Annotated in this window: 10 protein-coding genes; 4 read left to right on the top strand and 6 right to left on the bottom strand. The window is 70.8% G+C overall.

Features of this window, described 5'->3' with window-relative positions:
* Positions 1 to 30 precede the first annotated feature (30 nt).
* From ACIRRY_RS07670 to leuA, 6 genes are all read right to left on the bottom strand, one after another.
* Positions 31 to 1212: an exo-alpha-sialidase gene (locus ACIRRY_RS07670; RefSeq protein WP_403968997.1), complete on the bottom strand. Its 1182-nt coding sequence runs from the start codon at positions 1210 to 1212 to the stop codon at positions 31 to 33.
* Between the two features lie 50 nt (positions 1213 to 1262).
* Positions 1263 to 1928: a response regulator gene (locus ACIRRY_RS07665; RefSeq protein ID WP_403968995.1), complete on the bottom strand. Its 666-nt coding sequence runs from the start codon at positions 1926 to 1928 to the stop codon at positions 1263 to 1265.
* A complete protein-coding gene (locus tag ACIRRY_RS07660; RefSeq protein ID WP_403968994.1) occupies positions 1925 to 3097 on the bottom strand; it encodes a sensor histidine kinase in 1173 nt (390 codons plus the stop codon). Before ACIRRY_RS07660 ends, ACIRRY_RS07665 begins: the two co-directional genes overlap by 4 nt.
* Before the next feature lie 25 nt (positions 3098 to 3122).
* Positions 3123 to 5195, bottom strand: a complete 2073-nt coding sequence (locus tag ACIRRY_RS07655; RefSeq protein WP_403968992.1) for an MMPL family transporter — start codon at positions 5193 to 5195, stop codon at positions 3123 to 3125.
* Between the two features lie 157 nt (positions 5196 to 5352).
* On the bottom strand, positions 5353 to 6057 hold the full coding sequence (locus ACIRRY_RS07650) for a TerB family tellurite resistance protein (protein WP_200682148.1): 705 nt from the start codon (positions 6055 to 6057) through the stop codon (positions 5353 to 5355).
* A 196-nt stretch (positions 6058 to 6253) separates the two neighbouring features.
* Complete coding sequence (gene leuA / locus ACIRRY_RS07645) at positions 6254 to 7996, bottom strand: 2-isopropylmalate synthase (protein ID WP_403968990.1); 1743 nt, start codon at positions 7994 to 7996, stop codon at positions 6254 to 6256.
* Positions 7997 to 8297: 301 nt separating this feature from the next.
* Between leuA and ACIRRY_RS07640 the strand changes: the two genes are divergently transcribed.
* The 4 genes from ACIRRY_RS07640 to ACIRRY_RS07625 all read left to right on the top strand — a co-directional run bounded on the left by ACIRRY_RS07640 (position 8298) and on the right by ACIRRY_RS07625 (position 12357).
* Positions 8298 to 9365, top strand: coding sequence for a M4 family metallopeptidase (locus ACIRRY_RS07640; RefSeq protein ID WP_403968988.1), 1068 nt, complete (start codon positions 8298 to 8300; stop codon positions 9363 to 9365).
* A gap of 49 nt (positions 9366 to 9414) precedes the next feature.
* A complete protein-coding gene (locus ACIRRY_RS07635) occupies positions 9415 to 9681 on the top strand; it encodes a protealysin inhibitor emfourin (RefSeq protein ID WP_403968986.1) in 267 nt (88 codons plus the stop codon).
* 82 nt (positions 9682 to 9763) lie between these two features.
* Positions 9764 to 11092 (top strand): GH1 family beta-glucosidase, encoded by a 1329-nt coding sequence (locus ACIRRY_RS07630; protein ID WP_403968984.1) that lies wholly within the window; start codon positions 9764 to 9766, stop codon positions 11090 to 11092.
* A complete protein-coding gene (locus ACIRRY_RS07625) occupies positions 11089 to 12357 on the top strand; it encodes an MFS transporter (protein WP_403968982.1) in 1269 nt (422 codons plus the stop codon). The genes ACIRRY_RS07630 and ACIRRY_RS07625 overlap by 4 nt, the downstream gene beginning before the upstream one ends.

The following is a 12357-nucleotide window of genomic DNA, read 5'->3' as shown; positions in this document are numbered from 1 at the left end:
TTTCCCCGGGGCCCTCTGCGACAGGGCCCCTCACCCCCCGAGCGCCACTCGCCGGAACTCGATCGAGTCGTACGCGCTCATCGCCCCCGTCTCATAGAGCACGCCCACCGTGTCCGCCCCCACCCGCACCAGATCCGAGTACCCGGCCCACTCCCGGGACAACGTCACCGCCTTGACGAAGCTCGCCCCGCCGTCTCCGCTCCGCCAGATCGCCATCCCTTGACGGACGTTGGGCACGGACGGCGCCGAGAACAGCAACGCCCCACCGGCGCCGGGGAGTTGGAGCACGCTGCCCTCCACCACCGGTACGTCGTCCAGGGTGTGCTGCACCGCGTAGGGCCGGTCCGGACTCGTACCCCCGTCGCTGGAGTACGTGTCGAGCCGGTTCCCCGTGCTCGTGCCCAACTGGTCGCGGGAGCTGAAGTACAGCCGTCCGTCGGGGAGTTCGGCCGCGGACGACTCGTTCGCGTTGTCGATGCCGTCGTACGTGGAGTCCACGAACCCCAGCCGCCAGGTGTCGCCGCCGTCGTCGCTGTACAGGGCGTGGCCGCCGTAGTACTTCGCCTCCTGCCCGGTGTCGGTGGATCCTGCGGGTGGTGCGGCGGAGTGGTTCGCGGGGATCACCAGCCGACCGGCATGCACCCCCCGCGTCAGGGCGATCGCGTGCCCGGGACCGGTCGCGTACCAGCGCCAACTCGGCAGTTTCACCTCGCCCGTGATGTCCCGAGGAGCCGTGAAATTCCGCCCGTCGTCCCAGCTGCGCTGTACGAACACCCGGCGGCTCTGCTCGGCCGTGACCTCGCCGCGCATGATCTGGCCCTCGGTCACGGTCCCGCTGTTGTAGGAGGTGACCAGCACGATCGCGCCGCTGCGGGGGTCGATCACGGGGGCCGGGTTGCCCCGGGTGTCCCCGTCGCCGGCGGCCACCACGGACAGCGGGCCCCAGGTGCAGCCGCCGTCGGTGGAGCGCCGTAGGACGACGTCGATGTTGCCGGTGTCGCCCGCGTCGTTGTGCCGCCCCTCGGCGAAGGCGAGGACGGTGCCCTGGTCGGTGGTGACGGTCGCGGGGATGCGGTAGGTGTCGTAGCCGCCGTCTCCGGAGACGTAGGGCACCGAGGACGTACAGCCGGAGCGCGCGGACGCGTGGTCGGCAAGAGTGATGGGGGCGGCCAGTACTGCGGCTACGAGAAGCGTGCGGCTCAGGATGGTCATCGCGCTCCCTTGCGGAGGTCGCCCCTCGCGGAACGACGCCGACCTGTCCGTCACAGCCTCCCTGGTGTCACCATCCCGGACTCGTACGCCACGATCACCAGCTGGGCCCGGTCCCGCGCTCCGAGTTTGCCCATGATGCGGCTGACGTGCGTCTTCGCGGTGAGCGGACTCAGGCCCAACGCTTCGGCCACCTCGGTGTTGTTGAGGCCGCGGGCGACCAGGGCGAGCACTCCGCGTTCCCGTGCGGAGAGGCATTCGGGGCCGCCGGTGGCGGGCGCGGCGGGGCTGCTCAGGATGCGGGAGATGAGCCGGGCCGTCGGACCCGGTGACAGAAGCGCCTCTCCGGCCGCCACCGTGCGGATCGCGTCGAGGAGTTCGGCCGGACGGGTGTCCTTGACCAGGAATCCGGAGGCGCCGGCGCGCAGCGCCTCCACAACGTTCTCGTCGGTGTCGTAGGTGGTGAGGACGAGGATCCTGACCCCGGCGAGGTCCTCGTCGGCGGCGATGAGGCGGGTGGCCTCGATGCCGTCGAGGTCGGGCATGCGGATGTCCATCAGGACGAGGTCGGCGCGTGACGTGCGGGCGAGCGCCACGGCCTCACGGCCGGTGGCGGCCTGTCCTACGACCTCCATGTCCCGCGCCGACTCGACGAGCATGGCGAACGCGGCCCGTACGAGGGTCTGGTCGTCGGCGAGGAGTACGCGGACGGCGGTCACCGCACCTCCTCCTCGCCGTTCGTGTGCAGCGGCAGTACGGCGTTCACGTGGAAACCCCTTGTGTCGAGTGGTCCGGCGGTCAGTGTGCCGCCGACGCTGCGGACCCGTTCGCGCATGCCGACCAGTCCGAAGCCGGGCGGGGCGGCACCGCTGCCGAGTCCGTCGTCGGTGACGTCCACGTGCAGGGCGCCGTCGCGCTCGTGGACGCCGACCCGCACGGTGAGGTCGGCGCGCCCGCCGTGTCGTACCGCGTTGGTGAGCGCCTCCTGGACTATCCGGTAGGCGGCGGCGCCGACGGCGGCCGGGACGGCGTCGGCCGGCACCGCGAGTTCGACCTTCGCGCCCGCGTCCCGGGCCGTGGCGGCGAGGTCGGGCAGTGCGCCGAGGCCGGGGAGCGGGCCGCGTTCGTCGGGCGGGCCGTCCTCCCGGAGCACCTCCAGGGTGGTGCGGAGTTCACCGCGTGCCGCCCGGCAGGTGTCCGCGATGTCGTCGAGGGCCTTGGCGACGGCGGCCCGGTCGAGGCGGTCGGGGTCCTCGGTGAGCACGTGCGCGGCCACCGATGTCCGCACGCCGATGAGGGTGATGCTGTGCGCGAGCAGGTCGTGCAGGTCGCGGGCGATGCGCAGGCGTTCCTCGGCGACGCGGCGGCGGGCCTCCTCCTCGTGGGTGCGCTCGGCACGTTCGGCGCGTTCGAGGGCCGCGTCCGTCAGCTGACGATGAACCCGGAGGTAGCCGCCGAGGACGAGCATGGAGACGATCCAGCCGGCGATCTGGAAGCTCTCGGCGACCCCGGCCATGCCGTGATCGGCCTTCAGCACCAGCATCAGCCCGACCACCGAACAGCCGATGGTCACCGTGCGCCGGGTGCTGCCGGTGACGGCCACCGTGTAGAGGAGGACCATCGAGGCGGCGGTCGGCGCCGAGTGGTCGTAGTCCTGCCGGTGGTAGACCGCGATCAGCGGGATCATCACGCACAACACCGTCAGCGGCGCCCGTCGCCGCCAGGCCAGCGGGACATGCAGGGCGAGCAGCAGTGCCCAGCCGAGCGCGTCCGGCCGCCGTCCGCTGCCGAAGCTGACGGCGACGACCGACGCGAGCACGGCGAGACCGGCGGCGAGGAACGCGTCCTGCCGCCGGACGCTCATCGTGGTGGCCCGCACGGGGTTCATCTTCCGCCGGCCGGACGTGCGGCCCTCACACCGGCTCCGGCTGCCGCTCCGGGCGTACGGTCCCGGGCGCCCGGGACAGCCGCCCCGGCCACCACACCTTGCGGCCCAGGAGCACGCTCGCGCTGGTCACCAGATAGGTCCGCACGAGGAAGGTGTCCAGCAGCACGCCCACCGCGATCACGAAGCCCAGCTCGACGAGTTGGACCAGCCCCATGTTGGTCAGCACCGCGAAGGTCGCGGCGAGGACGAGTCCGGCGGAGGCGATGACCCCGCCCGTGGTGCGCAGGGCGGTCAGCGCGGCGGCGACCGGTTCGGCGCCCCCGATCGACTCCTCCCGCATCCGGTGCATGAGGAAGATGCCGTAGTCGACGCCGAGGGCGACCAGGAAGACGAAGGAGAGCAGGCCCAGCCCCGGGTCGGTTCCCTGGAATCCGAACAGCGGGCCGAACACCAGCCCGCCGATGCCGAGCGCCGCGCCCCACACCGCGATCACGGCGGCCACCAGCATGAGCGGCGCGACCAGCGACCGCAGCAGGACGGTCAGGATGAGCAGCACGGACACGAGGACGATCGGCACCACGACGAGCCGGTCCCGCGCGTTGGTGTCCCGCAGATCGATCTGCTGGGCGCTGGGCCCGCCGACGTAGGAGCCCTCGAGCGTGTGCCGCAGGTCGTCGATGGTGCGGGTCTCGGCCGCCGACTGGGGCGCGCCGACGGCGGTCACGGAGATCTCGGTCCAGCCCTTTCCGCTACGGCCCTCTTCGGCGCCCGCGACGCCCCGGGTGGCCCGGATCGTGGCGAGGGTGGCGTCGGCGCGGGCGGCCGGGGTGACGACGTCGATGGGCTGCGCGGAGCGTTCGGGGTAGGCCTCGGCGAGGGTGCGCATCGCGGTGACGGAGTCGGGGCGGTCGACGAAGGTGTCGTCCTGTTTGACGGAGCCGGGCAGGTTCAGGGTGCCCAGGGCGAGCGCGCCGAGCAGGACGGCGCCGCCGGTGAGGACGAGCAGGGGCCGGCGTCCGGCGGAGCCGCCCATCGCGGAGAACAGCGAGCGGCGGGCCTTGGGCGTGGAGCCGAACGCGGGGACCAGCGGCCAGAACACACGGCGGCCCAGCAGGACGAGGAGCGCGGGCAGCAGCGTGAGCATCGCGACAAGCGCGGACAGGACCCCTACAGTCCCCAACGGGCCCATTCCACGGCTGGAGTTGAGGTCGGCGGCGAGCAGGCACAGCAGCCCGGCGGCGACCGTGCCGGAGGAGGCGAGCACGGCGGGCCCGCAGCCGCGCAGGGCGGCGCGCATCGCGTCGTAGGGGCGCTCGAAGCGTCGTAGTTCCTCGCGGTAGCGGGAGACGAGCAGGAGGGCGTAGTCGGTGCCGGCGCCGAAGGCGAGGATCGTCATGATGCCCGTGCTCTGGCCCGAAATGGTCGTCCCGAAGGCCTGGTTGAGACCGTAGGCGATCCCCGTGGCCAGGAAGTCGCCGACTCCGGCGACCGCGAGCGGGACCAGCCACAGGACCGGGCTGCGGTAGATCAGGATCAGCAGGAGGGCGACCACCGCGACGGTCGTGTAGAGCAGGGGTCCGCCGAGCGAGTCGAAGACCTTGCCCGCGTCGGTGGCCAGCGCGCCGGGGCCGCCGACCTGGACCGTCAACCCGGCCTTGTCCTGGGCGACTTGGCGGATGTCGTCGACGAGGGCGGTGCGCTTCTTCTCGTCGGTGCCGGGCCAGTTGCTGGTGACCGGGTACATGAGGGTGGTGCCGTCGGCGGACGGGACGCCGTGGGGCGTGGCGGAGAGCGGGTGCAAGGTGCGGATCCGCGCGAGCTGTTGGGCCGCCGTGGATCTGTCGGCGGCCGTGAGTCCGTCGGCGCGGTGGTAGACGAGGACCAGTTCGGTGGTCTGGCCGCCGGGCAACTGCTCCTGGATCTTGGCGACTTGGGTGGAGTCGGCGCTCGCGGGCAGATAGTCGGTCACCCGGTCGTGTGTGACGTCGCCGAGCTTCGACGCGAACGGCGAGGCCAGCGCGAGCACTCCGATCCAGAGCGCGAGCACCACCCAGGGGATGGCTCGTCGTCGTGTGCTGTTCCTCTGTTCGGCCCCCATGGAACGGGTCCCCTCCCGGCGCGGCGCGGATTTCTGGTTGCGCTCTCCAGACTTCCGGCGCGGGAGGGGCAAGTCGTCGCACGGGAGGGCGAGTTCGGGTGTACTGCCGGGGGCGTCAGGGGCGGCCGTATTACTCCCCCGGGAGTACGGGCACGGACTACGACGGTGTGCGCGCCGCCGCCAGGAGCCGGGTCACGTCGTCCGAGCAGATGGTGAGGGCGGCGCCCACGGTGGCGAGGGCGTCGCGTTCGGCCGGTGTGTAGGGGCCGTCGGCCAGCGCGATACGGGCGCCCTGGAGCAGGATCGATTCGCGTCCTGCGGGGGCCAGGTGCGGGGCGAGCGGGTCGAGGGCCTCGTGCAGCTCTATGGCGAGGCCGGCGCCGCTGGGTTCGCCGAAGATGCGGCCGGTGTCGGCCGCCAGGGCCTCCACGAGCGCGCCGAGCTGATCCTCGGTGCAGTCCTGGAAGCCGGCGGCGCGCACGGTGCCCGCGGCGGCCTCCAGGGACGTACGGGCGCACGTTCCGCCCGCGGCGAGGACCGCGAGGGCGACCGTGTGCACGGCGTCGCGGAGCATCGCGGAGAAGCGGCTCGTGGTGGGGTGGTCGAGGACGTCGGTGCCGTAGTGGCCCTGGCAGGCGGCGCACTCGACGACCGGGCCGGTGTCGCCGCGCGGCAGCACCGGCATGCCGAGCAGGGTGAAGCGGCGGCGCCCGGTGAGCCGCTGGTAGTTGCGGTCGCCCCCGCATCCGGGGCAGAAGAACTCGCCGTCCCCGACGCTGGTCCACGCGGTACGGATGCCCAGCACGCGCGCCGCACGGCCCTCATGGACAGCTCGGCCGTCTCGTCCCCGTTCAGGCAGCACGTCGCACCTCCGTAACGCCGCGGCAACATCGCCGCGCTGGCGTGATGTTAGCCACATTGTCGAGCCGGAGTCAGTACCCCGGACGAGACCTCTCCGTGACCTCCACACGGAATGGCCGGGAAACGACGGGGCCCCGGCCGCCGGAGACCGGCGCACGGGGCCCTTCGACGGCGGGTAAACCGCCGGTCAGGATGGTTCAGCGGGTAGCGCGGTTGACGGCCGAGACGACGGCCTTCAGGGACGCACGTGTCGTATTCGCGTCAATGCCGATTCCCCAGAGGATCTTGTCGTCGATCGCGCATTCGATGTACGAGGCGGCCTGCGCGGAGGCACCCTCGCTCATCGTGTGCTCCTGGTAGTCCAGGAGCCGTACGTCGATGCCGACGGAGCCCAGGGCGTCGAAGAACGCGGAGATCGGGCCGTTGCCGGAGCCGGTCAGGACGGTGTCGACGCCGTCGACGGTGGCCTCCACCTTGAGCGTGTCCACGCCGTCGGTGTCGGTGGTCGACTGGCCGGTCTTCACCTGGATACGGCCCCAGGCGTTGTCCGGGTTCGGCAGGTACTCGTCCTCGAAGGTCGCCCAGATCTCCTTCGGGGTGACCTCGCCGCCCTCGGCGTCCGTCTTGGCCTGAATCAGCTTCGAGAACTCGATCTGCATCCGGCGCGGCAGGTCCAGCTTGTGGTCGTTCTTCAGGACGTATGCGATTCCGCCCTTGCCCGACTGCGAGTTGACCCGGATGACGGCCTCGTAGGACCGGCCCACGTCCTTCGGGTCGATCGGCAGGTACGGGACCGCCCACTCGATGTCGTCGACCGTGACGCCCTTGGCCCTGGCGTCGGCCTCCATCGCGTCGAAGCCCTTCTTGATGGCGTCCTGGTGGGAGCCGGAGAAGGACGTGTAGACCAGGTCGCCCACGTACGGGTGGCGCGGGTGGACGTCCATCTGGTTGCAGTACTCCCACGTACGACGGATCTCGTCGATGTCGGAGAAGTCGATCTGCGGGTCGACGCCCTGGGAGAACAGGTTCATGCCCAGGGTGACCAGGTCGACGTTGCCGGTGCGCTCGCCCTGGCCGAACAGGCAGCCCTCGACGCGGTCGGCGCCGGCCATCAGCGCCAGCTCGGCGGCGGCGACGGCCGTACCGCGGTCGTTGTGCGGGTGGATGGAGAGGACGACGTGCTCGCGGCGGGACAGGTGGCGGCCCATCCACTCGAAGCGGTCCGCGTGCGTGGACGGGGTCGAACGCTCCACGGTGGCGGGCAGGTTGAGGATGATCTCGCGGCCCGGGCCGGGCTGCCAGACGTCCATGACCGCCTCGCAGACCTCCAGCGCGAAGTCCAGCTCGGTGTCCGTGAAGATCTCGGGGCTGTACTGGTACCCGAACGACGAGGAAGCAGCCTCGGCGCCCAGCAGTTCGTCCGCGTACTTCATCACCAGGCGCGTGCCGTCGACGGCGATCTGCTTGATGTCGTCCTTGGAGCCGCGGAAGACCACACGGCGGAAGACGGGCGCGGTCGCGTTGTAGAGGTGCAGGGTGGCGCGCTTGGCGCCCTTCAGGGACTCCACGGTCCGCTCGATCAGGTCCTCGCGGGCCTGCGTCAGCACGGAGATCGTGACGTCGTCCGGGATCGCGCCCTCTTCCTCGACGATCGAGCGCACGAAGTCGAAGTCGGTCTGGCCGGAGGCCGGGAAGCCGACCTCGATCTCCTTGTAGCCCATCTTGACCAGCAGGTCGAACATCGCGCGCTTGCGCGCCGGTGACATGGGGTCGATCAGGGCCTGGTTGCCGTCCCGCAGATCCGTGGAGAGCCAGCGGGGGGCTACGGTGATCCGCTGCGAGGGCCAGGTGCGGTCGGGGATGTCGACCTGCTCGTACCGGCCGTACTTGTGGATCGGCATGGAACTGGGCTGCTGGCGATTGGCGCGGCTGGTTGCCATGATGCGGGGGCTCCTCGTGGTGTCCTGAAGGACGGCCGACGACGCAACGCGAAGCTCCGCGGGGAGGGAGTCGACCTGGACTACAGGCCCTCGCCGCGGCAGCTAAGGAGAAGCAGCCCGATACGCATGATGTTCAGCAGACTAGCCGAGACGTGCGCCGTGCGGGGGGCCGTATCACTATGCGGGATATTCGCCGCCGTATACCACTCTCCGCTACGAGACTGTGATGAATGTCCGCGTTTTCCACCAATCATGGTTGCCGCTAGTGACATTCACATCACTCAGTGCCAAGGTGCCGGGCATGACGACTCACGGGGGCTTCGAGCCCGTCTTCTGCACGATCGTCCCGCCGCATGTCCTCGACAAGCTCGCCCGGCACGAGGACCCCGCGCTCTCCGGTCCCGCCCGCGAGACCCTGGAGCGCGACGCCTACGAGCGCACCCACCGCCGGCTGACCACCGTCATCGGCGCACCGACCGTCGCCGCACCGGCCGAGTCCGACAAGCCGAAGCGCACGATCTACGACGCGAAGCACAAGCAGGACCTGCCGGGCAAGAAGGTCCGCAGCGAGGGGTCCGAACCCGGCAAGGACGCGACCGTCAACCGCGCCTACGCCGGCCTCGGCGCCACCTTCGAGCTCTACCTCAACGCCTTCAACCGGCACTCCATCGACGGCCAGGGCCTGCCGCTCGACGCGACCGTCCACTACGACGTGAAGTACGACAACGCGTTCTGGAACGGCGAGCAGATGGTGTTCGGCGACGGTGACGGCGAACTGTTCCTCGACTTCACCATCCCGGTCGACGTCATCGGCCACGAACTCACCCACGGCGTCACGCAGTACACCGCGAACCTGACCTACTTCGGCCAGCCCGGCGCCCTGAACGAGTCGATCTCCGACGTCTTCGGCTCGCTCATCAAGCAGTACACGCTCGGCCAGACCGCCGCCGACGCCGACTGGCTGATCGGCGCGGGCCTGCTCGCCCCGCGCGTCTCCGGCGTCGCCCTGCGCTCCATGAAGGCCCCGGGCACGGCCTACGACGACGACGCGCTCGGCAAGGACCCGCAGCCCGCGACGATGGACGACTTCGTCAACACCGGGCGCGACAACGGCGGGGTGCACATCAACTCCGGCATCCCCAACCACGCCTTCTACCTGGTCGCCGACGCGCTCGGCGGGCACGCCTGGGAGAAGGCCGGACAGGTCTGGTACGACGTCCTGACCGGCGGCGAGCTCAAGAAGGACGCCCTGTTCAAGGACTTCGCGACCCTCACCGTGACCGCCGCGAAGGCCCGGTTCGGGGACGGCGGCGAGGAGTTGCAGGCCGTGCAGAAGGCGTGGGAGCAGGTCGGGGTACCGACGTCGTAGTCACCCTCTCTTGGTCGCGCCTGACCCGTATCCGTACTAGACAGGAACCATGCGTATTCAGGTACGGCGCACGGGCGGGTTCGGTGGCATCGAGCGCCGCGGCGAGGTCGACACCTCGGCGCGGCCCGACGCGCACGAGTGGCACGCGCTGGCCGAACGGGCGGTCGCCGACGGCCGGCGCTCGCCCGCGGCAGGCGTTCCGGACGGCTTCCACTACGAGATCACGGTGGACGGGAAGACCGTGCACACGGCCGACCCACGGCTCACCGACGAGCAACGGGAGCTGATCTCGAGGGTGTTGAAGGAAGGTGCCTGAGCGGGTGCCGACGGGTCGGCGTAACTGCTTGTTCACGCCCGCCCGTTGACACCCGTTACCACCGGTACCCATGATCCGGCGCATGGCGAATGATGCAGGCAATCCGATGCCTCGGTTCCCGGCCGATTTCCTCTGGGGCGTCTCCACCTCGGCCCATCAGATCGAGGGCGCGGCGGACCTACGCGAACCGTCCGTGTGGGACAGGTTCGAGGCCGAGCCGGGCCGGATCAAGGACGGTTCGACGGCGGCGGTGGCCTGTGACCACTACCACCGCCACCGCGAGGACGTGGCCCTCCTGGCCGACCTGGGCGTGGACGCGTACCGCTTCTCGGTCTCCTGGCCACGGGTGAACTCCCCCGGCGGCCTCGACTTCTACGACCGTCTTGTCGACGACCTGTGCGCGGCGGGCGTACGGCCGGTCCCGACCCTGTTCCACTGGGATCTCCCGGTCACCCAGGACTGGTTGGACCGGGACACGGCCTCGCGATTCGCGGAGTACGTGTCGGTGGTGGCGGAGCGGCTGGGCGACCGGGTGAAGAAGTGGATCACCCTCAACGAGCCCGCCGAACATACGCTGTTGGGGCACGCGCTGGGCGCCCACGCCCCCGGAAAGACCCTGCTCTTCGACGCGCTGCCGGTCGCCCACCACCAGTTGCTGGCCCACGGGTTGGCGGTACGGGCGCTGCGCGCGGCCGGCGCCACCGACATCGGGATCGCCAACTCGCACGGCCCGACCTGGCCGGCCTCCCAGGACCCGGAGGACATCCAGGCGGCGGACTTCTACGACCTCCTCCTGAACCGCCTGTTCGCCGACCCCCTGCTGCTGGGCGAATACCCCTCCGGCCTGGGCGAGTTGATGCCGGGCGACGTCGAGTCCGACCTGAAGGTGATCGCCGAGCCGATCGACTGGTACGGGATCAACTACTACGCGCCGAGCCGGGTCGGGGCACCCCAGGGCGCCGAGATCGAGTTCGGCGGCCTCACCCTCCCCGCCGAACTCCCCTTCTCGGTACGGGACATCGAGGGCGCCCCGGTCACGGACTTCGGCTGGCCGGTGGTCCCCGAGGGCCTGACCGAACTCCTCACCACCTTCCGCGACCGCTACGGCGACCGTCTCCCGCCCGTCGTCATCACCGAGAACGGCTGCTCGTACGAGGGCGTCGACGACCAGGACCGGATCACCTTCCTGGACGGCCATGTGCGGGCGCTGCACGGGGCGTTGGAGGCGGGCGTGGACGTACGCGGCTACTTCGTGTGGTCGCTGCTGGACAACTTCGAGTGGGCGGAGGGCTACGAGCGGCGGTTCGGTCTGGTCCACGTCGACTACGAGACGCAGGCGCGCACACCGAAGGCGTCGTACGGCTGGTTCCAGGGCATGCTCCGGGCGCAGAGAGCCCAGGCTCAGAGATGACGACGACGGGACGTTCTTCGGTGGCTTCGGTGGATGCCCTGGCCGAACCCGTCGAGCGGGTGGGCCGGGGATGGACGTCCGCGCTCTCGCTCGCCAACGGGGCGATCTGGGTGGGCTGGTACGGCCCGCTGCAGATCCTGCTGGCCTCGCAGGCCAAGGACTTCGCACCCGGCACCGGCATGTCCAAGGAGACGATGCTGGCGTGGGTGACCGGCGCGGGCGCGCTGGTGTCGCTGGTCGCCAATCCGCTCTTCGGCGCGCTGTCCGACCGCACGACGGCGCGGTGGGGCCGCCGTACGCCCTGGATCGTGGGCGGGGCGGCGGGCGGAGCGCTGTCGTTGCTGCTGCTCGCGGGCGCGGGCGGGGTGTGGACGATGGCGGCCGGCTGGTGCCTGGTCCAACTGACCCTGAACGCGGCCTTCGCGGCGGTCACGGCCGCCGTGCCCGACCGGGTGCCGCGGCTCCAACGGGGCTCTGTGGGCGGCTGGTTGGGCGCCGCGCAGATCCTGGGCGTGGTCGGCGGCACGGGCCTGGCGACGGCGGCCGGGGGCATCAAGGCGGGCTATGTGGCGTGCGCGGTGTTCACGGCGGTGGGCGTGCTGCCGTACGTCCTGCGCTACAAGGACCTCCGACTCCCGCCGACGGACCGCCCGTTGTGGTCCTGGCAGGGCTTCTTCAAGGGCTTCTGGCTGAGCCCGCGCCGCTATCCCGACCTGGGCTGGGCCTGGTTGACCCGCTTCCTGATCAACCTGAGCAACGCGCTGGTGCTGCTGTACCTCCTGTACTACCTGCGCGACCGTCTGCACTACGACGACCCGGACCAGGGGGTCCTGATCCTGACGGCGGTGAACGGGCTGACTTTGCTGGCCACGGTGGTGGTCGGCGGGGTGTGGTCCGACCGGGTCGGCCGCCGCAAGCCGTTCGTGATCTGGTCCGGCGTCCTGATGGCGCTGGCGACGGCGGTCCTCGCGGGCTGGCAGACCTGGCCGGGCGCGATCGCCGCGGCGGCCCTGCTGGGCATCGGCTTCGGCGTCTTCACGTCGGTCGACTTCGCCCTGATGACGGACGTACTCCCCAAGGCCGTGGACCGCGGCAAGGACCTCGGCGTCATCAACGTGGCGAACGCGCTGCCCCAGGTCGCGGCCCCCGTCCTCGCCGCGCCGATCGTGACGTATCTGGGCGGGTACCGGGTGCTGTATCTGGTGTCGGCGGTGATCGGGATGGCGGGGGCACTGCTGGTGCGGCGGATCCGGGGGGTGGACTGA

The sequence above is a fragment of the Streptomyces sp. NPDC101776 genome (genome assembly GCF_044766845.1).
In the GTDB taxonomy this organism is placed as follows: domain Bacteria; phylum Actinomycetota; class Actinomycetes; order Streptomycetales; family Streptomycetaceae; genus Streptomyces.
Note: the sequence above shows the minus strand (reverse complement) of the source record. Positions and strands in the feature narration are given on the sequence as shown.